Here is a 26,946-nt window from a genome sequence, read left to right as displayed (position 1 = left end):
CGGAGCCCGCATGACCTCGACCGCATCCAGCACCCCTTATGGCATTTGGCCATCGCCGATCAGCGCGGCCATCGTCGCCGCTGGCGCCTCGCCGCTGACGCAACTGGCCCTGGGGGGGGCGGATGGCGCCGACGTGTACTGGCTGGCCGGGCGCGCCAGCGAAGCGGGCCGCAATACCCTGCTGCGCCAGCGCGGCGCGCGCGTCGATGAACTGACGCCCGCGCCGTTCAATGTGCGCACCCGCGTGCACGAATACGGCGGCGGCGCGTATGCGATCGCCGGCGATACCGTGGTTTTCTCGCATTTCGCCGATAACCGCCTGTACCGCGTGGCAGGCGACGGCGCGCCCGCAGCGTTCACCACGGGCGGCAACACGCGCCATGCGGACTTCGTCGTCGATGCGGCCCGTTCCCGCCTGATCGCCGTGCGCGAGCAGCATCCGGACGAAGGCCATGCCCATCCGGAAAACAGCCTGGCGGCCGTCGGCTTCGACGGACGCGAAACGGTGCTGGCGCGGGGCCACGATTTCTATGCAGCACCGCGCTTGTCGCCGGACGGCAGCCAGCTGGCCTGGATCAGCTGGGATCACCCGCGCCTGCCATGGCAAGGCACGGAACTGTGGCTGGCCGACGTGCACCCGGACGGCAGCCTGGGTTCGCCCCGCCTGATCGCCGGCGGCGCGCGCGAGTCCATCTGCCAGCCGGAATGGTCGCCCAGCGGCTTGCTGCACTTCGTTTCCGACAGCAGCGGCTGGTGGAATCTGTACCGCCTGCACGGCGCCGACATCGAGGCGCTGTGCCCGATGGAAGCGGAATTTGCCACGCCGCACTGGACTTTCGGCGGCAGCATGTACGGTTTCCTGTCCACCGACGAGCTCGTCTGCACGTATATCCAGGCCGGCATCAGCTACCTGGCGCAATTGAACGTGGCCACGGCCAAGCTGGAACCGATACCGCACCCGTACCAGGAAATCCGCGAACTGCGCGTGGGTCCCGGCTTCGTGGCCTTGCTGGGCGGCAGCCCCACCATCGCGCTGGAACTGGCGCGCATCGATTTGTCTAACCATGAGCTGGAAGTGCTGGCGCAGTCGATCGGACAGTTGCCTGCGCTCGCTTACCTGTCCGTGCCCCGCAGTTTGAGTTTTAGCAGCAGCAATGGCCGCACGGCCCACGCCTTCTTTTATGCGCCGAAGAACGATGACGTGCAGGCGCCGGCGGGCACCTTGCCGCCCGTCATCGTCATCAGCCATGGCGGCCCCACCAGCATGGCCAGCAATACCTTGAAACTGGCGACGCAGTACTGGACCAGCCGCGGCATCGGCGTGCTCGATGTCAACTACGGCGGCAGCAGCGGCTTCGGCCGCGAATACCGCGACGCGCTGCGCGGCCAGTGGGGCATCGTCGACGTGGAAGACTGCATCGCCGGCGCGCGCTACCTGGCCGCCAATGGCCTGGCCGACCCGGAACGCCTGATCGTCCGCGGCGGCAGCGCGGGCGGCCTGACGACCCTGTGCGCCCTGACCTTCCACGACGTCTTCAAGGCGGGCGCCAGCTATTACGGCGTGTCCGACCTGAAGGGCCTGGACAACGATTCGCACAAGTTCGAATCGCGCTACACCGACTACCTGATCGCCTCGCAGCCGCAAGCCGAAGCGCTGTACCGCGAACGGTCGCCCATCCACCACACGGATAAACTGTCGCGCCCGATGATCTTCTTCCAGGGCCTCGACGACAAGGTGGTACCGCCGCAGCAGTCGCAGCTGATGGTCGACGCCCTGCAGGCGCGCGGCGTGCCCGTTGCCTACGTGCCGCTGGAAGGCGAGGGACACGGCTTCCGCAAGGCGGAAAACATCGTGCGCACGCTGGACGCGGAACTGTATTTCTACCAGCGCGTGTTCGGCCTGCCCGTGGCAGCCGGCGAGCCGCCCGTGCATATCGATAATCTGCCTGCATGACCGACGCGCACGCCGACCAGCACCTGCTCGATGAATTTGCCGCACTGGAGCAGCACGAGCAGATGATCCTCGCCTTGCTGGCGATCCCGGGCGAGCCGGTGGGCAAGCATGCCGTGTACGAACACTTGCAGCGCGCCAATATCGTCGAGCCGGACGGCACGCCGTTTTCCCTGCTGGTGGTGACGAACATGCTGCTGCGGCTGACGCGCCTGGCGCTGGCGTCGGAAATCGTCGGACGCGGTTTTGCCTGCGAAGCGAGGCTGCGCTGGCCCGCCATGCGCGCCGCCATCGAGCACCTGGCGTTTCGCGACCTGTGCCAGGCCATCGAGCTGATCAATCCCGTGCGGCGCAACTGGGACGGCTATGTGGAATTGCGCAGCTACCGGCAAGGCGTGGCCCGCCTGCGCATCGCCCTGCTGCGCAACGACGAGGTGCGACACGTGGCCGCCATCCTGGCTGCCTGCATGGCCTGCTATGAAGCGCAGCAGCTGCATCCGCTGATCGAGATTTTCGGCCGCCCGTTCGAGCCGGAAATGTTGTCCTTCGTCATGCCGCAATTGCAGGACGACATACTCGCAGTGCTGCTGGGCAATGCGCCCCGCGAGCCGGCCACGGCGCACGCCATCCGCACGTACGCGCGCGCGCACCACGCGCGCCAAGCGGCGGCCGGCGACCAGATCAGCGCGGCCCTGCCGCTGGCCCTGGCCGAAGATGCCCTGCTGTGCGGCGAACTCGATACAGCTGCGCGCTACCTGGCGGACCAGCAGGGGCCGCAGGTGCTGTTTATCGACAGCAGCATCGCCCTGTTGCGCGGCGAACATGCGCACGCCGTGGCGGGCTTCGAAACGGCCTTGAAGGGGCTGCGCAAGGAAGCGGGCAAGCGCAAGCTGTGCTTTACGGGCATCGGCGGCCATTTGTATGTGCTGGCCCTGCTGCGCAGCAATGACGCCAAGCTGCTGAAAAATGCGGAAGCCTACCTCGATATCGCGCTGCATGCGCAACCGAATCACGACAGCATCGTCTACCAGCAGCTCAACACCCTGCGCCTGGTGCGCGCCGGCGTGCTGCAGGCGGAAAGCATCCCCACGCGCAGCTGGGAAACGGGACTGCAGGCGCAGCTGTTCCAGGCCTTGCTGTACTACTGGCTGGCGCTACCGCAATTGAGCGAACGCAAGGACCAGCTGCGATCGCTGGTGCAGCAGGCGGACGCGGCCGGCTACGACCTGATTGCCGCGCAGGCGGCCGGCTTGCTGGGCCTGATGAGCGAGCCGCAGCAGGAGCGCTATGCGACGGCCAAGCGGGCGCTACACGGCCTGACGGACATGGCGCCGTGGTTCGAGCGCCAGGAAGCGTGGCAGCGCCAGCTGAGCGCCCTCATCAATCTGCAGCAGAACGCGCCTGCCGAAGCCATCGGCGGCGTGTCGCGCCTCGTGTGGCTGGTGGCGTTCGACCCGCGCTTCGGCTTGACGGCCGTGGAAGTGCGCGAGCAGAAACGCGACGCGCGGGGCGGCTGGAGCAAGGGCCGCGCCATGGGCTTGAAACGCCTGGCAGAAGAGGCGGGCGACATCGATTTCCTCACGCCGCAGGACGCGCGCGCGGCGGGCAGCATCGCACCGTTCAAACAGTATTATTCGTCGGCGCCCCGCTATGAAGTGGAGCTGGACAAGGCCGCCGTGCTGCTGGTGGGCCACCCGCTCGTGTTCTGGCTCGACCACCCGGACACGCGCGTGGAACTGATCGCCGGCGCGCCCGAGCTCCTGATCAAGTCGCACGAGGGGCAACTGTGGCTGGGCATGCAGCCGCCCCTGCCCGACAGCGGCAGCAATGTGGTGGTGCAGCGCGAGACGCCGACGCGCCTGCGCGTGGTGCATATCCTCGACGAACACCGGCGCATCGGCGCCATCGTGGGCCTGGGCCTGTCCGTGCCGCTGCATGCGGAAAAACAGGTCATGCAGGCCATCGGCGCCATCTCGTCCATGGTCACCGTGCAGTCGGACATCGGCGGCGGCACCGGGGACGCGGAAGCCATCACGGCCGACCACCGCCTGCACGTACACCTGCTGCCCTACCAGCAGGGGCTCAAAATGCAGATTCTGGTGCGCCCGCTGCTCGACAATGGCGCCTATTACGCGCCGGGCAGCGGCGCCGAAAGCGTGTTTGCCGATGTGGCGGGCCGGGCCGTACAAGCGCGGCGCGACCTGAACGGGGAGCGCGAAGCCCAGCGCCAGCTCATCGGGCGCTGCCTGGTACTGGAAGAGGCGGAAGAAGAGCATGGCGAGTGGCTGCTGGGCCAGCCTGCCCTGGGCCTGCAGCTGCTGGTGGAATTGCAGGCGCTGGACCCCGCCGGCATCGTCCTGGCCTGGCCCGAAGGCGAAACCATGCGCGTGTCGAAACGCATCGACAGCGGCCAGATGCGCCTGAATATCAAGAGCGACAAGGACTGGTTTGCCGCCAGCGGCGAAGTGCAGATCGATGAAGACAAGGTGATGGATTTGCGCGCCCTGCTCGATTTGATGCAGAACAATAAAAGCCGCTTCGTGGCCCTGGGCGACAGCCAGTTCCTCGCCCTCAGCGACGAATTGCACCGCCGGCTGTCGGAACTGGCCGCGTATGGCGAGGCGCATGCCGATGGCGTGCACATCCACCCGCTGGCCGCGTTCGCGCTGGAAGAGCTGGCCAACGACGCGGGCGGGGTCAACGCCGACAAATTGTGGCGCGAACACTTGCTGCGCCTGCGCGCCCTCGACGATTTTCAGGCGCAGCTGCCCAGCACCTTGCAGGCAGACTTGCGCGATTACCAGCTGGCCGGCTACGAGTGGCTGGCGCGCCTAGCGCACTGGGGCGTGGGCGCCTGCCTGGCCGATGACATGGGCTTAGGTAAAACCTTGCAGGCGCTGGCGCTGATTCTGGCGCGCGCGCCGAACGGCCCCACCTTGGTAGTGGCCCCCACGTCCGTGTGCCTGAACTGGATCAGCGAGGCCAAGCGCTTCGCGCCCACCTTGAACGTGAAACTGTTCGGCAGCGGCGACCGCGCCGACATGCTGGATACCCTGCAGCCCTTCGACGTGGTGGTGGCCAGCTATGGCTTGCTGCAGCAGGAAGCGGCCCTGTTTGCCGGCGTGCACTGGCATACGATCGTGCTCGACGAAGCGCAGGCCATCAAGAATGGCGCCACCAAGCGCTCGCAAGCCGTGATGGCCCTGCAAGGGGACTTCCGCATGGTGGCCAGCGGCACGCCGCTGGAAAACCACCTGGGTGAATTGTGGAACCTGTTCCGCTTCATCAACCCCGGCTTGCTGGGCACGCTCGACCAGTTCAACCTGCGCTTTGCGGGGCCCATCGAGAAAGACCAGGACAAGCGGGCCGCGGCCGGTGCGCGTCTGCGCTTGCGCCGCCTGATCGCACCGTTCATCCTGCGCCGCACGAAGACGCAAGTGCTGTCGGAATTGCCGTCGCGCACGGAAATCGTGCTGGAAGTGGAACTGTCGCCGCAGGAAACGGCACTGTACGAATCCTTGCGCCGCGAAGCGCTGGAAAAACTGGCCATGGTGGAAGGGCCCGCGTCGAAAAAGGCCATCCAGATCCTGGCGGAAATCATGAAGCTGCGCCGCGCCTGCTGCAATCCGCAACTGGTGGCGCCCGAGCTGGGCCTGGCCAGCAGCAAGCTGGCCGCCTTCGCGCAACTGCTGTCGGGCTTGCTGGAAAACCGCCACAAGGTGCTCGTCTTCAGCCAGTTCGTCGACCACCTGACCCTGATCCGCCAGCACCTGGAGCAGCATGGCGTGACGTACCAGTATCTCGACGGAAGCACGCCCATGCAGGAGCGCAAGCGCCGTGTGGACGCCTTCCAGGCGGGCGAAGGCGACGTTTTCCTGATCAGCCTGAAAGCGGGCGGCATGGGCATCAACCTGACGGCGGCCGACTATGTGATCCACATGGACCCGTGGTGGAACCCTGCCGTGGAAGACCAGGCCTCGGACCGCGCCCACCGCATGGGGCAATTGCGCCCCGTCACCATCTACCGCCTGGTGGCGAAACATACGATCGAGGAAGGCATCGTCGAACTGCACCAGCACAAACGCGACCTGGCCGACAGTTTATTGGAAGGCAGCGACGCGGCCGCGCGCATGTCGGCCAGCGACATGCTGGGCATGCTGCAGGAGGGTTTGAAAAAATGAACGGGGAAGCCGCGTTCCATGCGATGATCCTTTTTCCCTGTTTATCGCCCACGCCATGACCGATTACATCGCCACCAGCGCCGGCCAGCGCGCCACCTTTTTGTGCGGCAAATCCTGGACCGCCTATGTCAGCACGTTCATCATTGCCGTGCTGCTCTTCTTTGCCGCCCTGCCGCTGGCCTTCAAGTACAACGCGCGCGCCGCCTTCGTGGTGCTGATCGGCTCGGCCCTGATCGTCGGCTACCGTCTGCTGACCATCCGCAGCTATCAGCTGTACTACGACGAGGCGGGCGTGTGGCTGGCCTCCGGTATCTTGCCGTGGAAAAAGAAACTGACGGGCGTCAAATGGCGCGACATGGATGAAGCCGTCTATGAAACGAACTTCTGGAGCTGGCTGTTCCAGTCCTACACGGTCAGAGTCAGCCAGCGCTACACGCAGGAAACGGAAATCCACGCCACCGGCATGGCGCGCGGCAAGGATGCCGTGGCGGCGCTGAATGCGCATCACCAAGAGATGCTGCGCGGCAGCGCCATCGTCGTCTAGCCGGGTTGCCTAGCGGGCAAAAAACTGCGCAAACGCGGCAATTAATGCTAATCTTTGGCCGCCCTGGCAAGCAAAGCCCACCTTTCAATAGTTGTTTGTTACTTATATTATCAGTTTATTATTTTCTGATTCGGACAAATAGCAAAATATTCAAGAGATAAACTATGCTGACAAAAAATAAAGTTGCGCTCGCCGCATTGATGCTGGCCTTTACCCTGACCCCGGCCAGCGCCGCCAAGAAGCCGCAGAAAAATGGCAAGGCCAGCACCAGCAGCAGCAAGAAAAAAACCGGCGCCAAGAGAGCGGCCGTCGTCACGGCCGCCACGGCAGCAGCCGTGGCCAGCGAGAACAGCAGCGACCGCGCGATGAATAACCTGAGCGGCCAGTTCCTCACCGCCCTGTGGCGCCTGGACCCGGAAAGCGCGATTTCGGTCGGCAAGTACGATGGCGCCGCCAACCTGAGCATTCCCGACGCGGCCAGCCGCCAGAAGCAGCTGGCCTTCATCGACGAATGGCTGGGCAAGTTCGGCAAGCTGAATGCGAGCAAGATGTCCGACAAGCAACGCACCGACCTGGCCTTGCTGACGAATAAACTGCAATCGGACCGCTGGTATCTGACCACCTTCCGCGAATTCGAATGGAATCCCGCCCAGTACAACGTGGCCGGCTCCATCGACTTCATCCTGAACACGGAATATGCGGCGCAGCCGCAGCGCCTGCGTACCTTGCTCAAGCGCATCGCCACCGTGCCGCAATACTATGCGGCCGCGCGCGCCAGCATCCATCAACCCACGCGCGAACACACGCAGCTGGCCATCGCCCAGAGCGCCGGCGTACTCAGCGTGCTTGACGACCTGAACAAGACGGCACAGGCGTCCATCCTGACGCCGGTGGAAAAACAGCTGTACACGGCCCGCATCGCCGCGGCCCGCACGGCCGTGCAAGGCTATGCCGCCTGGCTGACGGAACAGGACGCCGCGCTGGCGCAGAACGGCAACGCGCGTTCCTTCCGCATCGGCAAGGAGCTGTATGAACAGAAATTTGCCTACGATATCCAGGCCAGCGTAAGCGCCGAGCAGATGTACCAGAAAGCCCTGGCCGCGCGCGAAAAGCTGCTCGAGCACATGGATAGCCTGTCCGACGAACTGTGGGTGAAAACCATGGGCGCCACGACCAAGCCGGCGGACCGCACGGCAAAGATCGGCATGGTGATCGACAAGCTGTCGAGCAACCACGTGGCGCCCGCCGATTTCGTGCCGGAAATCCGCCGCCAGATCCCGGAATTGCAGGAATGGGTGACCAGCCACAATCTGCTGACGATGGACCCGAAAAAACCGCTGGTCGTGCGCGAAACGCCCGCCTACCAGCGCGGCGTTGCCGGCGCCAGCATCGAGGCGCCCGGCCCGTATCGCCCGCAGGACCGCACGTATTACAACGTGACGCCGCTCGATGGCGAAACGCCGGAGCAGGCGGAAAGCAGCTTGCGCGAGTACAACCACTGGATCTTGCAGATCCTGAATATCCACGAAGCCATCCCCGGCCATTACACGCAGCTCGTGTACGCCAACAAGTCGCCGTCGCTGGTCAAGTCCATCTTCGGCAACGGCGCCATGATCGAGGGCTGGGCCGTGTATGGCGAGCGCATGATGCTCGAATCGGGCTATGGCAATAACGCGCCGGAAATGTGGCTGATGTACTCGAAGTGGAACTTGCGCAGCGTCACCAACACCATCCTCGATTACAGCGTCCACGTGCTGGGCATGACGGAAGCACAGGCGCTGGATCTGCTGACGCGCCAGGCCTTCCAGACCAAGCGTGAAGCGACGGAAAAATGGCGCCGCGTGCAGCTGAGCTCGGTGCAACTGACCAGCTATTTCAGCGGCTACAGCGAAATCATGGACTTGCGCGAACAGCGCAAGCAGGCACTGGGCAGCAAGTTCGTGCTGAAGGATTTCCACGAGCAATTCCTCAGCTACGGCAGCGCGCCCGTGAAAGTCATCAAGGAATTGATGAATTAAGGGCACGCATCCTCAGCTTGCAAAGGGCGCCGCGGCGCCCTTTTTGCATGCGCTTGCGCCGCCGCAAAGCGCCCCGCCCGCCATGTCCTAAGCTGGCATGAAGGCAAGCGCCACCGCTCTCCTCACTGGCAATTGCCGATTTTTCTGCTAGGCTTGGAATCAGGAGCGTCCATGCATATGCCCATCCAGTTCGACACCCTCGATTACGCCAAACGCCTCGCCTCGGCAGGCGTACCCACGCCGCAGGCCGAAGCCCATGCGGCAGCCCTGGGCGAAGTGCTGGGCTCGGCCGTGGTCGTGCACGGCGAACTGGCGGCGCTGGAACGCAATCTGCTGGGGGAAATCAATCTGGTGACGCAAAAGGTCGATACCAGGACGCATGCCCTGGATATGAAAATAGACGCGCTGGAGCTCAAACTTGACACCCGGATCGATGCGCTGGAATTGAAGCTCGACACGAAGATCGATGCGCTGGAACAGAAATTCGACACCCGGATTGATCTGCTGGAGCAAAAATTCGACGCCAGGATCGAACGCCTGGACTTGCGCCAGGGGGCGGACATGAAACACGTCTACTGGATGATGAGCACCCTGATCCTGCTGAACCTGGGCATCCTCAGCAAACTGATGCTGCAGTAAGCGCTCGCCAACATGACCCGCCATAAAAAAAGCCGCTGCTCCCGAAGAAGGACAGCGGCTTTTGCTTGCTTGCCGGCTAGGACGCCTCTTCCGGCGCCTGCGTCGCCCTGACAAAGACGGGCGCCACCAGCAAGCCCAGCTCGAACAGCAGCCACATGGGGACGGCCAGCGAGAACTGGCTGACCACGTCCGGCGGCGTGACGATGGCGGCAATGACGAAGGCGCCGACGATCACATAGGGGCGCACTTCCTTGAGCTTGGCGACGGAAACAAGGCCCATGCGCACCAGGATGACCACGACCACGGGCACTTCGAAGGTGGCGCCAAAGGCCAGACACATCGACATGACAAAATCGAGGTAATTTTCGATATCGGGCGTGACGGCGATCGAGGAAGGGGCGAAATTGCTAATGAAGTGAAACACGCGGCCAAAGACAAAGAAATAGCAGAAGGCCACGCCCGCCATGAACAGCAGCGACGAAGAGATGACGAGCGGCGCGATCAGGCGCTTCTCATGCGTGTACAGGCCGGGCGCGATAAACGCCCACATCTGGTACAGCACCCACGGCAGCGAGACGATAAAGCCCAGCAGCAAGGTCACCTTCATGGGGATCAGGAACGGCGACACCACGCCCGTGGCGATCAGCTTCGAGCCGACGGGCAGCGAAGCGAGCATGGGCGCGGCGATGAAATCGTAGATGTGCGAAGCACCGGGCCAGTAAAACAGGATGCCGCAGACGATGGCAAAACCGATCGAGGCCTTGACCAGGCGGTTGCGCAGCTCGACCAGATGCGAGATAAAGGTTTCTTCCACCGGGGATTTGCTACTCATGAGTAAAAGGACGAGGAACTGGCACGCGGACGGAAGCGCGCCACGCGGGCCGCCGCCGACTGCACGTGCAGCTTGCCGCCATGGCGCTGCTTGTACCAGCCGGGGATGGCGGAATTGCGCACCAGCTTTTTGCGGCGGAATTCGCGCGCCTTGCGGGCCAGGTCGTCATTGGTGGCGCGCAGCATGGCTTCATGGGCGTCGTGATGCCCGTCATACGCGCTTGAATCGCCGCGCCAGGCGTTTTCCACCTCGGCCAGGTTGCCGGAAATCGAGTTTTCCACGCCATGCATGGATTTTTCCACGCTTTGCTTCACGGAATGGGCCGCATCCTGCACTTCCTTCTGCAGGTTTTTCAGCTCTTCCAGCTCGATTTCGCGCGAGACTTCGGATTTCACCTGGTTCAGATAGCGTTGCGCGCGGCCATACAGGGTACCGGCCATGCGCGCCACTCTCGGCAACTTTTCAGGGCCGATGACTATCAACGCAACCACGCCGATGATGGCGATTTTAGAGAGACCGAGATCGATCATAAGCGGACAAGGGCTGTTACCGGACGAGGCAAGCGCCCCGCCACGCTATCAGAACTTGTTTTTCTCTTTCGTCTCGACGTCGATGGTGCTTTTGTCGGCCACTTGCGATGGCGCAGCAGGAGGGGTGTTGGCTGCCGCGGCATCATCATCGCCCTTGACGCCATCCTTGAAGCCTTTGACGGCCTTGCCGATATCACCGCCGATATTGCCCAGTTTCTTGGTGCCGAAGACCAGCATCACAATGACCAGAACGATCAGCCAGTGCCAAATACTCAATGAACCCATCACATTCTCCTTGCGGGACGGTGCCCGAATAGCGTCAACCAATGCCGGTAGTATACACGCGAACCCGGCGCACGGCGAAATCAGTGCTGGCCGCGCCAGGGGCGGGGGCCGCCGTACACGTGCATGTGCAGGTGATACACCTCTTGCCCGCCGTTCGGGCCGCTGTTGATCATGGTCTTGAAGCCGCCCGAGGGCACGCCGTCGGCGTCGTGGCTGACGGCGCAGCCGAATTCGGCCGCGAGCTTCGGCGCCAGGCGCAACAGCTTGCCCAGCATTTCCGTATGGCTATCGTCGCAGTCGGACAGGCTGGCCACGTGCTGCTTCGGAATCAACAGCAGGTGCACGGGCGCGGCCGGGTTGATGTCCTTGAAGGCCAGCAAGTCGTCGTCTTCATACACGATGGAAGAAGGAATTTGTTTTGCAGCAATCTTGCAGAAAATACAGTTATCCACGCGTTCTCCGGTCAGGTCAGTGTTTGTCGGCTTCGCCCGCGTCGCGCAGCTCGTCCTTGCGCGCCGCCTTTTCTTCCAGGCCGGACAGGCCTTCGCGGCGCGCCAGCTCGTCGAGCACCTGCTGCGGCGTCAGGTCGAATTGCGCCAGCATCACCAGCGAGTGAAACCACAGGTCCGCGCATTCGTACAGGACCTTCGACGGGTCATTGTCGCGGCGCGCATCCTTGGCGGCCATCACCGTTTCCGTCGCTTCTTCGCCGATTTTTTTCAAAATGGCATCATCGCCCTTGGCAAACAGGCGCGCGACATAGGAGGTGGCGGGGTCGCCGCCATTGGCCAGCTTGCGCGATTCGATCACGGCGGCCAGGCGCTTTAAAGTTTCACTCATTTCTTGGTTTCCGCGTAAATCGTGTCAGGGTCTTTCAGCACGGGGTCGGTGACTTGCCATTCGCCCGTTTTTTCGTCGCCTTCGAACTTCTGGAAGAAGCATGAATGGCGGCCCGTATGGCAGGCGATGCCGCCCGCTTGCTCGATTTTCAGCAAGACCACGTCTTCATCGCAATCGAGGCGGATTTCCAGCACCTTTTGCGTGTGGCCCGACTCTTCGCCCTTGTGCCACAGTTTCTTGCGCGAACGGCTCCAGTATACGGCTTCGCCCAGCTCCACCGTGCGCGCCAGCGCGTCGCGGTTCATCCAGGCGAACATCAGCACGTCATTGCTGCCCGCTTCCTGCGCGATCACGGGCACCAGGCCGTGCTCGTCCCATTTGACCTTTTTCAGCCACTTGGCATTGCTTGCTACGATAGTTCCGTTTTGCATGTTCTTCTATCCTGCCTGTATTGACTGCTGATCGTTACGCCAGCCGCATGGGAATGCCCTGCTGCGCCATGAAACGCTTGGCTTCCTGCACCGTGTGCTGGCCATAGTGGAAGATGCTGGCGGCCAGCACGGCATCCGCGCGGCCCACCTTGATGCCGTCGACCAGGTCTTGCAAGCCGCCCACACCGCCCGAAGCGATCACGGGAATGCTGACGGCATCGGACACGCCGCGCGTCAGGCCCAGGTCGAAACCCACCTTGGTGCCGTCGCGGTCCATACTGGTGAGCAAGATTTCTCCCGCGCCCAGGCTTTCCATTTTACGCGCCCATTCGAAGGCGTCCAGGCCCGTGGCATTGCGCCCGCCGTGGGTAAACACTTCCCACTTGCCGGGCGACACCTGCTTGGCGTCGATGGCGACGACGATGCATTGCGAGCCGTGCTTTTGCGATGCCTCGAACACCAGCTGCGGGTTCGTCACGGCCGAGGTATTGATGCTGACCTTGTCGGCGCCCGCGTTGAGCAGCCGGCGCACGTCTTCCACCACGCGCACGCCGCCGCCCACGGTCAGCGGAATGAACACTTGCGACGCCACCGCTTCGATGATGTCGAAGATCAGGCCGCGGTTGTCGCTCGAGGCGGTAATGTCGAGGAAAGTGATTTCATCGGCGCCCTGCTCGTCATAACGGCGGGCGATTTCCACCGGGTCGCCGGCGTCGCGCAATTCCGTGAAATTGACGCCTTTGACGACGCGGCCATTGGTCACGTCGAGGCAGGGGATGATACGTTTTGCAAGCATGATGGTATCCAGATTGTTGCCAGGCCCGGGCATGCACGCGCACGCCCGGGCCGGACAGGCTTAAACGGCGGCGTCGGTCAGTTCGTCGGCGCGTTCCTGCGCCTGCGCCAGGTCGATCGTGCCTTCATAGATGGAACGGCCGCAGATCACGCCTTCGATGCCTTCGGCCTGGACGGCGCACAGCGCTTCCACGTCGCCGATATTGTGCAGGCCGCCCGAGGCGATGACGGGGATCTTGACGGCTTGCGCCAGCTTGACGGTGGCCTCGATATTGATGCCGCCCATCATGCCGTCGCGGCCGATGTCCGTGTAGATGATCGATTCGACGCCATACGCCTCGAATTTCTTCGCCAGGTCGATCACTTCGTGGCCCGACATCTTGCTCCAGCCATCCGTTGCTACTTTGCCATCCTTGGCATCGAGGCCGACGATGATGTGGCCCGGGAAGGCGCCGCAGGCGTCGTGCAGGAAGCCGGGGCTTTTCACGGCCGCCGTGCCGATGATGATGTAGGTGATGCCTGCGTCGAGGTAGCGCTCGATGGTATCGAGGTCGCGGATGCCGCCGCCCAGCTGCACGGGGATTTCCTCGATGTCATTTTCCACGGCGAAATCCTGCACGGCTTTCAGGATGGCTTTCACGGCGCCTTCGTTCTTCGGCTTGCCGGCAAAGGCGCCGTTCAGGTCGACCAGGTGCAGCCGGCGCGCGCCTTGCATCAGCCAATGGCGGGCCATTTCGGCCGGGTCTTCGGAAAATACGGTGGCAAGTTCCATATCGCCTTGTTTCAGGCGTACGCAGTGACCGTCTTTCAGGTCGATGGCGGGAATAAGCAGCATGGTCAGTGTGGTTTAAAAGTGAGTGAGAGGCGGAAAAAAAGCCGGAGAGCTAACGTTAAGGTTGCCAGTGAACGAAGTTCTTGTACAGCTGCAAGCCAGCGGCAGCACTTTTTTCAGGGTGAAACTGTGTCGCGAAAATATTATCACGGGCGACGGCGCACGCGAACGGCGCGCCATAGATAGTCTCGCCCACCGTGTGCGCCGCCTCTTGAGGTTGAGCAAAATAGCTGTGCACAAAGTAAAAATAGGCGTTGTCGGCGATGCCATCCCACATGACATGGGACGCCGTTTGCCGCACTTGGTTCCAGCCCATCTGCGGCACCTTGAAGCGCGAGCCGTCTTCCTGCACCTGGCCGTCGAGCTGGAAGCGCACGACTTTGCCTGGCAGCAAGCCCAGACCGGCCGCATCGCCCTCCTCGCTGCCTTCGAACAGCATTTGCTCGCCGATGCACACGCCCAGCACGGGCTTGCTGTCGGCGGCGCGCAGCAGCGCTTCGAGCACGCCCGATTCGCGCAGGCTGCGCATGCAGTCGGGCATGGCGCCCTGGCCCGGCAAGACGATGCGGTCGGCGCTGTCGATGTCGGCCGGCACGCCGGAAATGCGCACGTCGGCTTCGGGCGCCACGGCACGCAGGGCCTGCGCTACCGAGCGCAGGTTGCCCATGCCGTAATCCACCACCACAATTTTATTCATGTTTGATCTCGGAATCTGCAATGTATCGCGGGCGCTTACAGGCTGCCCTTGGTCGATGGAATGATGCCGGCCGCGCGCTCGTCGAGCTCGGCAGCCATGCGCAGCGCGCGGCCAAAGGCCTTGAACACGGTTTCGCACTGATGGTGGGCATTCGTGCCGCGCAAGTTATCGATATGCAATGTCACGCCCGCATGGTTGACGAAGCCGCGGAAAAATTCCAGGGTCAGGTCGACGTCGAAGCCGGCGATCATGGCGCGCGTAAACGGGATGTGGTATTCGATGCCCGGGCGGCCCGAGAAATCGAGCACCACGCGCGACAGCGCCTCGTCCAGCGGCACATACGCGTGGCCGTAGCGGCGGATGCCCTTCTTGTCGCCGATGGCCTTGGCCACGGCCATGCCCAGGGTGATGCCCACGTCTTCCACCGTATGGTGGTTGTCGATATGCACGTCGCCCGTCGCTTCGATATCGAGGTCGATCAAGCCGTGGCGGGCGATCTGGTCCAGCATATGGTCGAGGAAGGGCACGCCCGTGTTGAGCTTTTGCTGGCCGGTGCCGTCCAGGTTGAGGGCGACGCGAACTTGCGTCTCATTGGTGTTGCGCGTGATTTCTGCGGTGCGGTTCATGGGAGGCTCTGGCGGTAGGCTAAACGAGGGATGCCTTGAAGGCATCGTAAAAAAGGGAATTGTCTTCCGGGGTGCTGACGCTGATGCGCAGGCAATTGACCAGCGCAGCATGCATTTTACTCATATTTTTAATTAAAACCCTGTGGGCAAGCAGTTTTGCGCAAACATCGTCGGAATCAGCCACACGAATCAGAAGAAAATTTGCCTTCGACGGAAACACGGTCACGCCCGGCAGCTCTGCCAGGCGCAGCGCCAGCGCATCGCGCGCGCTGTTGAGCAAGTCTGCCTGGGCATTGAGCACGTCGAGGTGCTCGAGCGCGAATTCGGCTGCCGCCTGCGTCAGCACATTGACGTTGTAAGGGGGGCGCACTTTTTCAAATTGCGCCAGCAGGGCCGGCGCGGCCGACATATAGCCGAGGCGAATGCCGGCCAGGCCCAGTTTCGACACGGTGCGCATCACCACCAGGTTCTCGAATTCGGGCAGGCGGCCCATGAAGCTGTGCTGCGCGAACGGTTCATACGCTTCGTCGACGACGGCGATGCCCGTGTCGCCCAGGGCCGCGAGGATGCGCTCGATGTCGGCGCTGGTAAACAGGTTGCCCGTCGGGTTGTTCGGATACGCGAGGAACACCAGCGCCGGGCGGTGCTGTTCGATGGCCGCCAGCATGGCCGGCATGTCCAGGCTGAAATCGGCCTGCAGGGGCACGCCGACGAAATCCATGCCGGCAAACTGCGCCGAGCGCGCATACATGACGAAGGCGGGCACGGGCGCCAGCAGCACGGCGCGCTTGCCCGCTTCCTGAGTGGCGCAGGCCATGGCCAGGATGGAAATCAGTTCGTCGGAGCCGTTGCCCAGCATGACATCGTAGCCGGCGGGCACGCCCAGCTTGGCGCAGATGGCTTGTTGCAGGCTGGCGTAGGACGGCGGATAGCGGTTCAGCGCCACGCCGGCCAGGCGTGCGCCCAGCTCCTCGCGCAGTTGCTGCGGCAGCGGATACGGGTTTTCCATCGCATCGAGTTTGATGTAACCGCTGGCATCGGCTACCTGGTAGCTTTTGACGGCTTGCACATCGGGCCGTACGGTGTTGCTGATTAACTGATCGAGGAAAGACATGCTGCAAACACTCCTGATGGAATTAGATGGAGACTAAATGACGACGTCTTCCGGCACGGCGGCGCTGCGCGCCTTGCGGGCCGGCGCTTTTTTCACGGCTGGCGGCGTCTTCGCGGCGGCCGGTTTTTTGCTGGCCGCCTTGGCGGCCTTGGGCGCGGCGGCTGCCGCGCGGCGCTTGGCCGGCGCCTTTTTCTCGGGCGTCGGCACGGCCGGTTCGGCCAGCTCCTGCGCGAGCGCCGTCAATCGCTGTTCGATGATGGCGCAGTAATCGGGATTCAGTTCAAAGCCGACGAAATCGCGTCCGCAGCGCTTCGCCGCCAGCGCCGTGGTGCCGCTGCCCATGAACAGGTCGAGCACCACGCCGCCGGGCGGACACGAGGCCTTGACCATGCGCTCGATGATTTCCAGCGGCTTTTGCGTCGGGTGGTCGGCCCGTTCCGGGTGTTCCTTGTGCAGGCGCGAAACGCTCCACAAGTCTTTCGGGTTGTAGCCCACTTCCAGCCATTTGGCGCCGATGAAGATCGAGCGCGAACGGGCTTTCTTGGTGGCCGCGTCGTAGGCGATGCGCACCGCGTCAAGGTCGAAGTAGTAATCCTTGCGCTTGACGAAGAAGCCGATGGTATCGTGCACCGATGAAAAGCTGCGCACGCTGCCGCCCATGGACGGCACGCGGCGGTCCCAGATGATTTCATTCATCATCGCCATGCGCTGTTTCAGCATGACGAAGATCTCGGGCGAATAGCGCCAGGTCAGGAAGATATACAGGCTGCCGTTGGCTTTCAGCTTGGGCAGCGCCGCATCGATCCACTGCTCCGTCCAGCGCAGGTAGTCGGCCACCGACTGCTGGTCCGAGGCGTTGCCGTAATCCTTGCCCAGGTTGTACGGCGGATCCGTCAGGATCAGGTCCACCGAGCCATCGGGAATGCGCGCCAGCCCCGCCAGCGCGTCTTCGCAATAGACCCGGTTGACCCAGTCCGGCTGCTCCGCCATATTCGTCATGGCTGCGGCTTCAAGCGCAGTTCGGCGCTGCGCGCGTGGGCTTGCAAGCCTTCGCCATACGCCAGGGTGGCGGCGACGCGGCCCAGGGTTTGCGCGCCCGCTTCGCTGACGTGAATGATGGACGAGCGCTTCTGGAAGTCGTACACGCCCAGCGGCGACGAGAAGCGCGCCGTGCGCGACGTCGGCAGCACGTGATTGGGGCCGCAGCAATAGTCGCCCAGCGATTCGGACGAGAAGCGCCCCAGGAACATGGCGCCCGCGTGGCGGATCTGTTCGGCCCACTGCTGCGGGTTTTCCGCCGAGATTTCCAGGTGCTCGGCCGCGATGGCATTGGCGATCTCGCACGCCTCCGCCATGCTGCGCACCTTGATCAGCGCGCCCCTGTCCTGCAGCGACGTGCTGATGGTGGCCTGGCGCGGCATCGTCGGCAGCAGCTTGGCGATGCTCTCCTCGACTTGCGCGATGTAGTCCGCGTCCGGGCACAGCAGAATCGCTTGCGCCAGTTCGTCGTGCTCGGCCTGCGAAAACAGGTCCATGGCCACCCAGTCCGGGTCCGTCGTGCCGTCGCACAGCACGAGGATTTCCGACGGTCCGGCGATCATGTCGATGCCGACGATGCCGAACACGCGGCGCTTGGCGGCGGCCACATAGGCGTTGCCGGGACCGACGATCTTGTCGACGGCGGCAATCGTCTGCGTGCCGTAGGCCAGCGCGCCGACGGCTTGCGCGCCGCCGATGGTGATCACGCGCGTCACGCCGGCGATGGCGGCAGCGGCCAGCACCATCTGGTTTTTCACGCCATCGGGCGTCGGCACCACCATGATGATTTCGCCCACGCCCGCCACATGCGCGGGAATGGCGTTCATCAGCACGGAAGAAGGATAGGCTGCCTTGCCGCCCGGGACGTAGATGCCGACCCGATCGAGCGGCGTGATCTTCTGGCCCAGCACCGTGCCGTCGGGCTCGGTGTAGGTAAAGCCGCGCAATTCTTCGCGCTGGCGTTCGTGGAAGGCGCGGATGCGCTGGGCGGCGATCTGCAGCGCTTCGCGCTGGGCCGACGGCAGGCCGTTCAAGGCCGCCTGCAATTCGGCTTGCGAAATATCGAAGGCCGCCATTTCCGCCGCGCCGCCATGCGGGATGCGGTCGAAACGGTTCGTGTATTCCAGTACCGCGGCGTCGCCGCGCGTTTTCACATCGGCCAGGATGTTGGCGACCGACGCTTCAATCGCTGCATCGGTGCCCGCCTCGAACGCCAGCAGCGTATCGAGCGATTGTTGGAAACCATCCTGGCTTGAATCGAGCTTGCGTATCTGTATCGGCATAATCGGCTTTCTGCTACTTGAATGTCTAGGCTTGCGAAGCAGTTTGCGAGGCGCTTTCGAACGCCTCGATAATCGGCTGCAAGCGCTCGCGCTTGAGCTTGAGCGCAGCCTGGTTGACCACCAGGCGCGACGAGATTTCCATGATGTGTTCGACCTCGACGAGGTTGTTCGCGCGCAGGGTACTGCCCGTGCTGACCAGGTCGACGATGGCGTCGGACAGGCCGACCAGGGGCGCCAGCTCCATCGAGCCATACAGCTTGATCAGGTCGACGTGCACGCCCTTGGCGGCGAAATGCTCGCGCGCCGTGTGCACGAACTTGGTGGCCACGCGCAAACGGGCGCCCTGGTGCACGGCCTTTTCATAGTCGAAGCCGGCCTGCACCGCCACCGACATGCGGCAGGAAGCGATATTCAGGTCGATCGGCTGGTACAGGCCTTCGCCGCCGTGTTCCAGCAGGACGTCCTTGCCCGCCACGCCGAAATCGGCCGCGCCGTACTGCACGTAGGTCGGCACGTCGCTGGCGCGCACGATGATGACGCGCACGTTCGGATCGTTGGTGGCCAAAATCAGCTTGCGCGAGGTCTCCGGGTTTTCCAGCACCTTGATGCCAGCCGCTTCCAGCAGCGGCATGGTGTCTTCGAAAATGCGGCCCTTCGACAGCGCCAGAATCAGCTGGGAGCTGTCACCGTTGTTCGATCCGTTCATGCTCGTTCCTTTTTCTTGTTTTTACTTGATGCGCACGATGTTCGCGCCGACGGCCGACAACTTCACTTCCATGCGGTCGTAGCCGCGGTCGAGGTGATAGATGCGGTCGATCAGGGTTTCGCCATCGGCGGCCAGGGCCGCGATCACCAGCGACGCCGAAGCGCGCAGGTCGGTCGCCATCACGGGCGCGCCGCGCAGCTGCTTGACGCCGGCGATGATGGCCGTGTTGCCTTCGATGGTGATGTCGGCGCCCAGGCGGTTCATTTCCTGCACGTGCATGAAGCGGTTCTCGAAAATCGTCTCGGTGACGCGGCTGGCGCCATTGGCGATGGTGTTTACGGCCATGAACTGCGCCTGCATGTCGGTCGGGAAGCCCGGGTATTCCGTGGTGCGGAAGCTGACGGGGTTCGGACGGGCCGACATCTCGGCGCGGATCCAGTCGGCGCCGAAGGTCATCGTCAGGCCCATGGCGCGCAGCTTGTCGAGGGCCGCGTCGAGGATGTCCGTGCGCACATTGCGCAGGGTGATATCGCCGCCGGTGGCTGCCACGGCGCACAGGAAGGTGCCCGTTTCGATGCGGTCGGCGATCACCGCGTGCGAGGCGCCGTGCAGCGCGTCGACGCCCTGGATGACCAGGCGGCTGGTGCCGATGCCGTCGATCTTCGCGCCCATGGCCACCAGCAGGTGCGCCAGGTCGGTCACTTCCGGCTCGCAGGCCGCGTTTTCCAGGATGGTCTCGCCTTCGGCCAGGGTCGCTGCCATCAGCAGGTTCTCGGTGCCGGTGACGGTGATCATGTCGGTGACGATGCGCGCGCCTTTCAGCTTGGCGCACTTGGCGTAGATGTAGCCCGCTTCGATGCGGATCTCGGCGCCCAGCGCTTCGAGGCCCTTGATATGCTGGTCGACGGGGCGCGAACCGATGGCGCAGCCGCCCGGCAGCGACACCTTGGCTTCGCCGAAGCGCGCCAGCATGGGGCCCAGCACGAGGATCGAGGCGCGCATGGTTTTCACCAGTTCATACGGTGCTTCCAGGGTGTCGATGGCGCTGCCGTTGAGGACCACGCGGTCGCCGTCCTGCTGCACTTTCAGGCCCGTCTGGCCCAGCAGTTTCAGCATGGTGGCCACGTCGTGCAGGTGCGGCACGTTGCTCAGGTCCAGGTCGCCCGCGGTCAGCAGGCCAGCGCACAGGATGGGCAGGGCGGCGTTCTTCGCGCCGGAGATGGCGATGTCGCCGTTCAGGCGGTTGCCGCCGTTGATGAGGAGCTTGTCCATGTGCTTATCCTTGGAATTCTTCAGGTGTCAGGGTTTTCATCGACAGCGCGTGGATTTCTTCGCGCATGCGGTCGCCCAGCGCCGCGTAGACGATCTGGTGACGCTGGATCAGGCGCTTGCCGGCAAAGGCGGGCGAGACGATCACGGCCTGGAAGTGCTGGCCGTCGCCCTCCACTTCGAGGTGCGTGCATTCGAGGCCGGCCGACAGATAGCCGTGGATCAGTTCTGGAGTGGTGGTCACGATAAGTCCTTGATATTGAATAATGTAGTGATGTGATGTGCCGCAGTCAACGGCGCAATTAGTGTCGCAAACGATAGCCGCTTTTCAGCAGGCGGATCGACGCCAGCGCCAGGATCACGAGGAAGCCGGCGACGATGGAAAGACTGAGCCACGGGCTGACGTCGGACACGCCGAAGAAGCCGTAGCGGAAGCCGTCGATCATGTAGAAGAAGGGGTTCAGGTGCGATACCGACTGCCAGAACGGCGGCAGCGAGTGGATCGAATAGAACACGCCCGACAGGAAGGTGGCCGGCATGATCAGGAAATTCTGGAAGGCGGCCAGCTGGTCGAATTTCTCGGCCCAGATGCCGGCGATCAGGCCCATGGTGCCCAGCATGGCGGCGCCCAGGAAGGCGAAGACGACGATCCACAGGGGCGCGACAAACGACAGCTTGGCGAACCAGCAGGTGATGGCAAACACGCCAAAGCCCACGGCCAGGCCGCGCGCGACGGAAGCGAGTACATACGCCGAGAAGATTTCCCAGTGCGACAGGGGCGTGAGCAGCACGAACACCAGGTTGCCCGTGATCTTGGACTGGATCAGCGAGGACGAGGAGTTGGCAAACGCGTTTTGCAGCACGCTCATCATCACCAGGCCGGGAATCAGAAAGGCCGTGTAGCTGACGCCGGGGCTGGGCTCCACGCGGCCGTCGAGCACGTGGCCGAACACCAGCAGGTACAGCATCGACGTGAGCACGGGCGCGGCCACGGTTTGCGTCGCCACTTTCCAGAAGCGCAGCGTCTCTTTGTAGACGAGGGTGCGAAAGCCTGTCGAAATCATACGGTACCTTTATCCATGATCTGCAAGAAGATATCTTCCAGGTCGGCTTGTTGCAATTGCATTTCATCGATCTCGAGGCCCGCTTCGCGCAGGCGGGCGAGGATTTTCTCGACTTCGCTGTATTCGTTGACGCGCAGGCTGAACTTGTTCGGCGCCTGCTGTTCTTCCGGGTGCAGCACCAGGTGCTGCAGGTCGGCCGGCAAGCTGCCGTATTTGAGGTGCACCTGCAGCTGCGAGCCGGCGATGCGGCGGATCAGGGCCGACATGGTGTCGAGCGCCACCACCTTGCCCGTCTTGAGCATGGCCACGCGCTGGCACATGGCTTGCGCCTCTTCCAGGTAGTGGGTGGTCAGCACGACCGTGTGGCCCCCTTCGCGGTTCAGGCGCGAGATGAACTTCCACAAGGTCTGGCGCAGTTCCACGTCGACGCCGGCAGTCGGCTCATCGAGCACGATGACGGGCGGCTTGTGCACCAGCGCCTGGGCGACGAGCACGCGGCGCTTCATGCCGCCGGACAGGGCGCGCATATTGGTGTCGGCCTTGCCCGTGAGGTCCAGGTTTTCCATGACCTCGTCGATCCACTTGTCGTTGTTCGGCAGGCCGAAATAGCCGGACTGCAGGCGCAGGGTTTCGCGCACGGTGAAGAACGGGTCGAACACCAGCTCCTGCGGCACCACGCCCAGGTTGCGGCGCGCATTGCGGAAGTCGCTGACCACGTCGTGGCCGTGGATCTTGACGGTGCCCGCGTCGGGGCGTATCAGGCCGGCGATGATGGAAATGAGCGTGGTCTTGCCGGCGCCGTTGGGGCCGAGCAGGCCGAAAAACTCGCCTTCCTCGATGGCCAGCGACACGCCGCCCAGCGCCTTGAGCGATTTATAGCTCTTTTCTACATTCGTTATTTGAATTGCGGTCATGTGCTTGTTTCAAGTGTAATGCGTCTGGTGTGATGCGCCAGTTGCCGGTGCAATGCAGGCCGGCTGGCCGGTGCAGGGCGCCCCTTCCGCAGAGGGTGGCGCAACAGTCAATTATAGTTGGAAACTTCGTGGAACACTTGGAGATCAATCCGGCGGCGCTGCTGGCCTGCCGGCTTGAAAGCTACTGCTGATGCGGGGAGTGGGACAGGATCAATGATGATGCAGGTCGGACGGGCTGCGTTCGGCGTGGCCGCCGGCGCTGCCGCAGTCCTCGGCCGTCAACGTGCTCGAGACGAGCGAGCAGACGCCATACAGCTTGGTGAGGTTTTTCAGGTTCGTCGGCAGGTTTTTCAGCTCCAGCACGCCGCCCGCTTCCTGCGCGGCGCGTTGCCACGTCAGCATGACGGAAACGGCGGCCGAATCGACAGCCTTGACGTTGCGCAGGTCGAACTTGGTCTGACCCGAGCGGATGGCGTCCAGACCCTGCTCCAATGCCGAGGTGGCATTGTGCACGGTCAGGGAAGTCAGGGACTGCAAGGTGTCGAGAGAGTCGGGCATGGCGTCGGGCTGCGCTGGTCTGGAGCTGGGTCAGGAGCTATATGATAGCCGATTATTTGGCTTTGGCAGCGGGACGGCTGGCCAGGGCCTTGTTTTTCGCTTGCAAGGTCTTGATCAGGCCATCGATGCCGCCCTTGCTGATCTCGCTGGCAAAGCTGCTTTTGTACGTTTCCACCAGCCACGCGCCCAGCACGTTGATGTCATAGATCTTCCAGCCGGTCGGGGTTTTCGCCACGCGGTAGTTCAGGGGCACGGGTTCGCCGCGCGCCACGTTGACCTGCGAGCGCACTTCCACTTCCGTGTCGGCCGGGTCGGCACGCAACGGCTTGAATTCCACGGTTTCGTTCTTGATCTGCGACAAGGCGCCCGAGTACGTGTAGATCAGCAGGGTGCGGAATTCGCTGGACAGCTGCTTTTGCTGGTCCGGCGTGGCGTCGCGCCAGAAGCGGCCGGCGGCCAGGGCCGTCATGCGCTGGAAATCCACGTACGGCAAGATCTTGCTTTCCACCAATTCGGTGACGCGCTTGATATCGCCAGCCTGGATAGCCTTGTCGTTCTTGGCCGTATCGATCACGTCCTGGCTGATGCGTTTGACCAGCACGTCCGGCGCTTCCACAGCGGGGGCGGCCTGGGCGGCGGTGGCAAAGGCGATGGTGGCCATCGCCAGCAGTTGTTTCATCAATTTCATGGTTCTACCTTTCATGGTGTTGCTAAGCACCGGCTGGCGTCGGTCGCAGCCGTGGTGTTTCTTTACCGCAGTTTACTCCTGAGGCCTGGCCTCGGATGCAACGGTATTGCTACCAGATGTTACGAGGTCCACGGGCGCAACAACGGCCGCAGCCGTGGCTGGCGGCTCTTCCGCAGGGGCCGCTTGTGGTTTCGCATCGTACTCCGGCTCGTAATCGCTGGTGTCGTTTTTTGGCACTTTCCGGTCGCGGCGGCTCGTATCGCCATCGAAGACCTTGCTTTCGCGCGCTTGCAGGAAGCCGTCGCGGATGAATTCATAGCGGTCCAGCGCGGCCGCTTCCATCAGATTGGTGGCGTCGAGCAGCGCGGCGCGCTTGTCGACCACGCGCGTCACCGTGCCGATATTGCGCACCGAGACAGGGTCCTTGTAGCGCCATGGGTCGCCCGTGATGTCGAGCGGCAGGGCCACCGTGTCGCGCACGGTCGATGGGCCCAGCAGCGGCAGCATCAGGTAGGGACCAGGCTGCACGCCATACCAGCCCAGGGTCTGGCCAAAGTCTTCGTTATGCTTGGGAATGCCCGCCTGCGACGCGATGTCGATCAGGCCGAGGATGCCGAAGGTCGAGTTCATGCTGACGCGCACGACATCCTGCAAGCCCGCTTCACCCTTGCCTTGCAGCAAGTTGTTCACGGCGCTCCACACATCGGACAAGTTGCCGAAGAAGTTGCCCACGCCCGTTTGCACGAACGACGGCGTGACCGTCTTGTAGGCTGTGGCGGCCGGTTTCAGGGCCACCTGGTCGACGGTGTCGTTGAACTTGAACATGGCGCGGTTATACCCTTCCAGCGGGTCGCGCGGATTGGTGCCGGTGGCGCAAGCGCTCACGCTGGCGGCGATGGCCAGGGCCAGGCCGATACGCGCCAGGCTGCCTCGGGATTTCATGGTCGACTCGCTCATTTGCTGTCCTTTCCTTCCGCTGCCTTGCTGTAGATGAACTGATTGATCAGGTCTTCCAGCACTGTGGCCGATTGAGTACGGGCAATCTTGTCGCCCTCTGCCAGGTTCGCCAGATCGCCGCCTGCTTCCAGGCCGATATATTGCTCACCCAGCAAACCGGCCGTCAAAATCTTGGCCGAGCTGTCTTTCGGAAATTTGTAGCCATCTTCGATGTCGATTTTCACCAGCGCCTGATACGTCTTGTCATCAAAGCGGATTTCCGCCACGCGCCCCACCACCACGCCGGCGCCCTTGACGGGTGCCTGCGGCTTGAGGCCGCCAATATTGTCGAACTTGGCCGTAATGGTATACGTCTTGCTGAAAGACAGCGAGCTCATATTGCCGGCCTTGAGCGCCAGAAACATCAATGCCGCCACACCCAGCAAGACGAACAAGCCGACCCAGACATCCAAAGATTTACGTTGCATAAACAATCCTAAATAATTTTTACTTGTTGCCGCCTGCGCAACATCCTGCCCAGGCCCGCTGTTTGTCGTTGATCGGCAATTACTTGCTAAACATCAACGCCGTCATCATGAAATCGAGCCACCACACCATCAGCGACGAAATCACCACCGTGCGCGTGGTCGCGCCGGACACGTCTTCCGGCGTCGGCTGTGCCTGGTAACCCTGGAACAGCGCGATGAAGGTCACCGCAATGCCGAACACCAGGCTCTTGATGGTGCCGTTGCCCACTTCTTTCCAGACATCCACGCCGCCTTGCATCTGCGACCAGAACGAGCCTTCGTCGACGCCAATCAGCACCACGCCCACCAGGTAGCTGCCGATGATGCCGACAGCCGTGAAAATGGCGCCGAGGATCGGCATGGCGATCACGCCGGCCCAGAAACGGGGCGCCAGCACGCGCTGGATCGGGTTCACGGCCATCATTTCCATGGCCGACAATTGCTCGCCCGCCTTCATCAAGCCGATTTCCGCCGTCAGCGACGTGCCGGCGCGGCCCGCAAACAGCAGCGCCGTGACCACGGGGCCCAGTTCGCGCGTCAGCGACAGCGCCACCAGCAAGCCCAGCGACTGCTCGGCGCCATACGTGGTCAGGGTGTAATACCCTTGCAAGCCCAGCACCATGCCGACGAACAGGCCGGAGACGGCGGTAATCACTAGCGAGCGATTACCGATAAAAAACAGTTGCTCGATCACCAGGCGCGGACGGCGCCACAGGCCGCCCGAGGAAGCGATGATGATGAAAAACGAACGCACGGCAAAGCCGAGGTCTTGTACCGAATTGCGCAACCATGCTCCGATCGCCGCCAGGAAACGCGCGATCATCGGCCCACTCCCGCGTGCAAGCCCAGGTCGTCGGCCAGCGACTTGCCCGGATAATGGAACGGCACGGGGCCATCTGCCTCGGCATTGACGAACTGCTTGACGTACGGATGCGTCGACACGGCCATCTCGGCCGGCGTGCCGTGCGCCACAATCTTGCCCGATGACAGAAAATAGACATAATCAGCGATGGCGAAACACTCCTTCACATCGTGCGATACCAGGATAGACGTGGAGCCCAGCGCATCGTTCAGATTGCGGATCAAATTGGCCGTCACGCCCATGGAAATCGGGTCCAGGCCGGCGAACGGCTCGTCGTACATGATCAGTTCGGGATCGAGCGCGATGGCGCGCGCCAGCGCGACGCGGCGGCCCATGCCGCCCGAGATCTCGGCCGGCTTCAATTGCGCCGCGTTGCGCAAGCCCACGGCGTGCAGCTTCATCAGCACCAGGGTACGGATCAGCTCTTCATTCAAATCCGTATGTTCGCGCAGGGGAAACGCCACGTTCTCGAACGCCGTCAGGTCCGTAAACAACGCACCGTGCTGGAACAGCATGCCCATCTTGCGGCGCAACTGATATAACTGGTCGGTCCCCAGCGTATGCACGATCTGGCCGTCGACATTGACGGAGCCGGAACTGGGGCGCAGCTGCCCGCCGATCAGGCGCAATACGGTCGTCTTGCCACTGCCGGAGCCACCCATGACGGCCACAACTTTTCCACGTGGGAAATCCATTTGAAGGCCCGATAAAATCGAACGTTCTCCATAGGCAAAGTGTAAATCACGGATCTCAACAAGATTTGGCACGACGAAGCTCACTATTTTA

29 protein-coding genes are annotated in these 26,946 nt (G+C 62.9%); 5 read left to right on the top strand and 24 right to left on the bottom strand.

The features are described from left to right. Positions 1-10 precede the first annotated feature (10 nt). From VPH41_RS27055 to VPH41_RS27035, 5 genes are all read left to right on the top strand, one after another. Positions 11-1,954: a dipeptidyl-peptidase 5 gene (locus VPH41_RS27055; protein ID WP_328572105.1), complete on the top strand. Its 1,944-nt coding sequence runs from the start codon at positions 11-13 to the stop codon at positions 1,952-1,954. Beyond that, positions 1,951-6,132, top strand: coding sequence for a DEAD/DEAH box helicase (locus VPH41_RS27050; protein ID WP_328572104.1), 4,182 nt, complete (start codon positions 1,951-1,953; stop codon positions 6,130-6,132). The genes VPH41_RS27055 and VPH41_RS27050 overlap by 4 nt, the downstream gene beginning before the upstream one ends. Before the next feature lie 55 nt (positions 6,133-6,187). After that, positions 6,188-6,676, top strand: a complete 489-nt coding sequence (locus VPH41_RS27045; RefSeq protein WP_152282244.1) for a hypothetical protein — start codon at positions 6,188-6,190, stop codon at positions 6,674-6,676. Positions 6,677-6,843: 167 nt separating this feature from the next. After that, positions 6,844-8,694, top strand: a complete 1,851-nt coding sequence (locus VPH41_RS27040) for a DUF885 domain-containing protein (protein WP_328572181.1) — start codon at positions 6,844-6,846, stop codon at positions 8,692-8,694. 171 nt (positions 8,695-8,865) lie between these two features. Continuing rightward, positions 8,866-9,333, top strand: a complete 468-nt coding sequence (locus VPH41_RS27035) for a hypothetical protein (protein ID WP_152282243.1) — start codon at positions 8,866-8,868, stop codon at positions 9,331-9,333. Between the two features lie 76 nt (positions 9,334-9,409). On the opposite strand, the gene tatC is transcribed toward VPH41_RS27035, so the two are convergent. The 24 genes from tatC to VPH41_RS26915 all read right to left on the bottom strand — a co-directional run bounded on the left by tatC (position 9,410) and on the right by VPH41_RS26915 (position 26,927). Beyond that, positions 9,410-10,165, bottom strand: a complete 756-nt coding sequence (gene tatC / locus VPH41_RS27030) for a twin-arginine translocase subunit TatC (protein WP_152255894.1) — start codon at positions 10,163-10,165, stop codon at positions 9,410-9,412. After that, complete coding sequence (gene tatB / locus VPH41_RS27025) at positions 10,162-10,695, bottom strand: Sec-independent protein translocase protein TatB (RefSeq protein WP_152282241.1); 534 nt, start codon at positions 10,693-10,695, stop codon at positions 10,162-10,164. Before tatB ends, tatC begins: the two co-directional genes overlap by 4 nt. 48 nt (positions 10,696-10,743) lie before the next feature. Further along, positions 10,744-10,980: a Sec-independent protein translocase subunit TatA gene (gene tatA, locus VPH41_RS27020; RefSeq protein WP_328572103.1), complete on the bottom strand. Its 237-nt coding sequence runs from the start codon at positions 10,978-10,980 to the stop codon at positions 10,744-10,746. Between the two features lie 80 nt (positions 10,981-11,060). Then, positions 11,061-11,432: a histidine triad nucleotide-binding protein gene (locus VPH41_RS27015; RefSeq protein WP_152255891.1), complete on the bottom strand. Its 372-nt coding sequence runs from the start codon at positions 11,430-11,432 to the stop codon at positions 11,061-11,063. 16 nt (positions 11,433-11,448) lie between these two features. Then, on the bottom strand, positions 11,449-11,820 hold the full coding sequence (locus tag VPH41_RS27010) for a phosphoribosyl-ATP diphosphatase (RefSeq protein WP_076569447.1): 372 nt from the start codon (positions 11,818-11,820) through the stop codon (positions 11,449-11,451). Further along, the gene (hisI, locus tag VPH41_RS27005; RefSeq protein ID WP_290605689.1) at positions 11,817-12,251 is read right to left on the bottom strand and encodes a phosphoribosyl-AMP cyclohydrolase; all 435 of its coding nucleotides are present in this window, start codon (positions 12,249-12,251) and stop codon (positions 11,817-11,819) included. The genes VPH41_RS27010 and hisI overlap by 4 nt, the downstream gene beginning before the upstream one ends. 34 nt (positions 12,252-12,285) lie before the next feature. Further along, positions 12,286-13,047, bottom strand: a complete 762-nt coding sequence (gene hisF / locus VPH41_RS27000; RefSeq protein ID WP_152255889.1) for an imidazole glycerol phosphate synthase subunit HisF — start codon at positions 13,045-13,047, stop codon at positions 12,286-12,288. 60 nt (positions 13,048-13,107) lie between these two features. Beyond that, the gene (gene hisA, locus VPH41_RS26995) at positions 13,108-13,881 is read right to left on the bottom strand and encodes a 1-(5-phosphoribosyl)-5-[(5-phosphoribosylamino)methylideneamino]imidazole-4-carboxamide isomerase (RefSeq protein ID WP_070219639.1); all 774 of its coding nucleotides are present in this window, start codon (positions 13,879-13,881) and stop codon (positions 13,108-13,110) included. A 55-nt stretch (positions 13,882-13,936) separates the two neighbouring features. Beyond that, positions 13,937-14,575, bottom strand: coding sequence for an imidazole glycerol phosphate synthase subunit HisH (gene hisH / locus VPH41_RS26990; RefSeq protein WP_152282239.1), 639 nt, complete (start codon positions 14,573-14,575; stop codon positions 13,937-13,939). Positions 14,576-14,610: 35 nt separating this feature from the next. Further along, positions 14,611-15,201, bottom strand: coding sequence for an imidazoleglycerol-phosphate dehydratase HisB (hisB, locus tag VPH41_RS26985; RefSeq protein ID WP_010402123.1), 591 nt, complete (start codon positions 15,199-15,201; stop codon positions 14,611-14,613). Positions 15,202-15,220: 19 nt separating this feature from the next. Further along, positions 15,221-16,315, bottom strand: coding sequence for a histidinol-phosphate transaminase (hisC, locus tag VPH41_RS26980; protein ID WP_328572102.1), 1,095 nt, complete (start codon positions 16,313-16,315; stop codon positions 15,221-15,223). A 33-nt stretch (positions 16,316-16,348) separates the two neighbouring features. Next, positions 16,349-17,314 (bottom strand): DNA-methyltransferase, encoded by a 966-nt coding sequence (locus VPH41_RS26975; protein WP_442906327.1) that lies wholly within the window; start codon positions 17,312-17,314, stop codon positions 16,349-16,351. Further along, positions 17,311-18,636 carry a histidinol dehydrogenase gene (gene hisD, locus VPH41_RS26970; RefSeq protein ID WP_328572101.1) on the bottom strand — a complete coding sequence of 442 codons (1,326 nt, stop codon included), beginning with the start codon at positions 18,634-18,636 and terminating at the stop codon, positions 17,311-17,313. Before hisD ends, VPH41_RS26975 begins: the two co-directional genes overlap by 4 nt. Before the next feature lie 25 nt (positions 18,637-18,661). Further along, positions 18,662-19,342, bottom strand: a complete 681-nt coding sequence (gene hisG / locus VPH41_RS26965; protein ID WP_328572100.1) for an ATP phosphoribosyltransferase — start codon at positions 19,340-19,342, stop codon at positions 18,662-18,664. Positions 19,343-19,363: 21 nt separating this feature from the next. Beyond that, the gene (murA, locus tag VPH41_RS26960) at positions 19,364-20,614 is read right to left on the bottom strand and encodes a UDP-N-acetylglucosamine 1-carboxyvinyltransferase (RefSeq protein ID WP_152282235.1); all 1,251 of its coding nucleotides are present in this window, start codon (positions 20,612-20,614) and stop codon (positions 19,364-19,366) included. A 4-nt stretch (positions 20,615-20,618) separates the two neighbouring features. Then, positions 20,619-20,855: a BolA family protein gene (locus tag VPH41_RS26955; protein WP_034753824.1), complete on the bottom strand. Its 237-nt coding sequence runs from the start codon at positions 20,853-20,855 to the stop codon at positions 20,619-20,621. A 58-nt stretch (positions 20,856-20,913) separates the two neighbouring features. Further along, a complete protein-coding gene (locus tag VPH41_RS26950) occupies positions 20,914-21,675 on the bottom strand; it encodes an ABC transporter permease (protein ID WP_152255884.1) in 762 nt (253 codons plus the stop codon). Next, positions 21,672-22,589, bottom strand: a complete 918-nt coding sequence (locus VPH41_RS26945; protein ID WP_152282234.1) for an ABC transporter ATP-binding protein — start codon at positions 22,587-22,589, stop codon at positions 21,672-21,674. Before VPH41_RS26945 ends, VPH41_RS26950 begins: the two co-directional genes overlap by 4 nt. Before the next feature lie 210 nt (positions 22,590-22,799). Further along, complete coding sequence (locus VPH41_RS26940; RefSeq protein ID WP_328572099.1) at positions 22,800-23,147, bottom strand: STAS domain-containing protein; 348 nt, start codon at positions 23,145-23,147, stop codon at positions 22,800-22,802. A 52-nt stretch (positions 23,148-23,199) separates the two neighbouring features. Then, a complete protein-coding gene (locus tag VPH41_RS26935) occupies positions 23,200-23,835 on the bottom strand; it encodes an MlaC/ttg2D family ABC transporter substrate-binding protein (RefSeq protein WP_152282233.1) in 636 nt (211 codons plus the stop codon). Positions 23,836-23,907: 72 nt separating this feature from the next. Beyond that, positions 23,908-24,792: an MlaA family lipoprotein gene (locus tag VPH41_RS26930; protein WP_328572098.1), complete on the bottom strand. Its 885-nt coding sequence runs from the start codon at positions 24,790-24,792 to the stop codon at positions 23,908-23,910. Beyond that, positions 24,789-25,259, bottom strand: a complete 471-nt coding sequence (gene mlaD / locus VPH41_RS26925) for an outer membrane lipid asymmetry maintenance protein MlaD (RefSeq protein WP_328572097.1) — start codon at positions 25,257-25,259, stop codon at positions 24,789-24,791. Before mlaD ends, VPH41_RS26930 begins: the two co-directional genes overlap by 4 nt. Positions 25,260-25,338: 79 nt before the next feature. Then, positions 25,339-26,121, bottom strand: coding sequence for a lipid asymmetry maintenance ABC transporter permease subunit MlaE (gene mlaE / locus VPH41_RS26920; protein ID WP_034780952.1), 783 nt, complete (start codon positions 26,119-26,121; stop codon positions 25,339-25,341). Then, a complete protein-coding gene (locus tag VPH41_RS26915; RefSeq protein WP_328572096.1) occupies positions 26,118-26,927 on the bottom strand; it encodes an ABC transporter ATP-binding protein in 810 nt (269 codons plus the stop codon). The genes mlaE and VPH41_RS26915 overlap by 4 nt, the downstream gene beginning before the upstream one ends. Positions 26,928-26,946: the final 19 nt, after the last annotated feature.

It is taken from the genome of Janthinobacterium sp. P210006 (genome assembly GCF_036231885.1).
Taxonomy (GTDB): domain Bacteria; phylum Pseudomonadota; class Gammaproteobacteria; order Burkholderiales; family Burkholderiaceae_D; genus Janthinobacterium; species Janthinobacterium violaceinigrum.
The sequence above is the reverse complement of the archived record's forward strand: the minus strand, read 5'-3'. Positions and strand labels throughout refer to the sequence as shown.

Excerpts from the sequence above, each read along its gene's own strand:
- VPH41_RS27055 (WP_328572105.1), top strand. The coding sequence starts at position 11 with ATGACCTCGACCGCATCCAGCACCCCTTATGGCATTTGGCCATCGCCG.
- VPH41_RS27050 (WP_328572104.1), top strand. The coding sequence starts at position 1,951 with ATGACCGACGCGCACGCCGACCAGCACCTGCTCGATGAATTTGCCGCA.
- VPH41_RS27045 (WP_152282244.1), top strand. The coding sequence starts at position 6,188 with ATGACCGATTACATCGCCACCAGCGCCGGCCAGCGCGCCACCTTTTTG.
- VPH41_RS27035 (WP_152282243.1), top strand. The coding sequence starts at position 8,866 with ATGCATATGCCCATCCAGTTCGACACCCTCGATTACGCCAAACGCCTC.
- tatC (WP_152255894.1), bottom strand. The coding sequence starts at position 10,165 with ATGAGTAGCAAATCCCCGGTGGAAGAAACCTTTATCTCGCATCTGGTC.
- tatB (WP_152282241.1), bottom strand. The coding sequence starts at position 10,695 with ATGATCGATCTCGGTCTCTCTAAAATCGCCATCATCGGCGTGGTTGCG.
- tatA (WP_328572103.1), bottom strand. The coding sequence starts at position 10,980 with ATGGGTTCATTGAGTATTTGGCACTGGCTGATCGTTCTGGTCATTGTG.
- VPH41_RS27010 (WP_076569447.1), bottom strand. The coding sequence starts at position 11,820 with ATGAGTGAAACTTTAAAGCGCCTGGCCGCCGTGATCGAATCGCGCAAG.
- hisI (WP_290605689.1), bottom strand. The coding sequence starts at position 12,251 with ATGCAAAACGGAACTATCGTAGCAAGCAATGCCAAGTGGCTGAAAAAG.
- hisF (WP_152255889.1), bottom strand. The coding sequence starts at position 13,047 with ATGCTTGCAAAACGTATCATCCCCTGCCTCGACGTGACCAATGGCCGC.
- hisA (WP_070219639.1), bottom strand. The coding sequence starts at position 13,881 with ATGCTGCTTATTCCCGCCATCGACCTGAAAGACGGTCACTGCGTACGC.
- hisH (WP_152282239.1), bottom strand. The coding sequence starts at position 14,575 with ATGAATAAAATTGTGGTGGTGGATTACGGCATGGGCAACCTGCGCTCG.
- hisB (WP_010402123.1), bottom strand. The coding sequence starts at position 15,201 with ATGAACCGCACCGCAGAAATCACGCGCAACACCAATGAGACGCAAGTT.
- hisC (WP_328572102.1), bottom strand. The coding sequence starts at position 16,315 with ATGTCTTTCCTCGATCAGTTAATCAGCAACACCGTACGGCCCGATGTG.
- VPH41_RS26975 (WP_442906327.1), bottom strand. The coding sequence starts at position 17,314 with ATGACGAATATGGCGGAGCAGCCGGACTGGGTCAACCGGGTCTATTGC.
- hisD (WP_328572101.1), bottom strand. The coding sequence starts at position 18,636 with ATGCCGATACAGATACGCAAGCTCGATTCAAGCCAGGATGGTTTCCAA.
- hisG (WP_328572100.1), bottom strand. The coding sequence starts at position 19,342 with ATGAACGGATCGAACAACGGTGACAGCTCCCAGCTGATTCTGGCGCTG.
- murA (WP_152282235.1), bottom strand. The coding sequence starts at position 20,614 with ATGGACAAGCTCCTCATCAACGGCGGCAACCGCCTGAACGGCGACATC.
- VPH41_RS26950 (WP_152255884.1), bottom strand. The coding sequence starts at position 21,675 with ATGATTTCGACAGGCTTTCGCACCCTCGTCTACAAAGAGACGCTGCGC.
- VPH41_RS26945 (WP_152282234.1), bottom strand. The coding sequence starts at position 22,589 with ATGACCGCAATTCAAATAACGAATGTAGAAAAGAGCTATAAATCGCTC.
- VPH41_RS26940 (WP_328572099.1), bottom strand. The coding sequence starts at position 23,147 with ATGCCCGACTCTCTCGACACCTTGCAGTCCCTGACTTCCCTGACCGTG.
- VPH41_RS26935 (WP_152282233.1), bottom strand. The coding sequence starts at position 23,835 with ATGAAATTGATGAAACAACTGCTGGCGATGGCCACCATCGCCTTTGCC.
- VPH41_RS26930 (WP_328572098.1), bottom strand. The coding sequence starts at position 24,792 with ATGAGCGAGTCGACCATGAAATCCCGAGGCAGCCTGGCGCGTATCGGC.
- mlaD (WP_328572097.1), bottom strand. The coding sequence starts at position 25,259 with ATGCAACGTAAATCTTTGGATGTCTGGGTCGGCTTGTTCGTCTTGCTG.
- mlaE (WP_034780952.1), bottom strand. The coding sequence starts at position 26,121 with ATGATCGCGCGTTTCCTGGCGGCGATCGGAGCATGGTTGCGCAATTCG.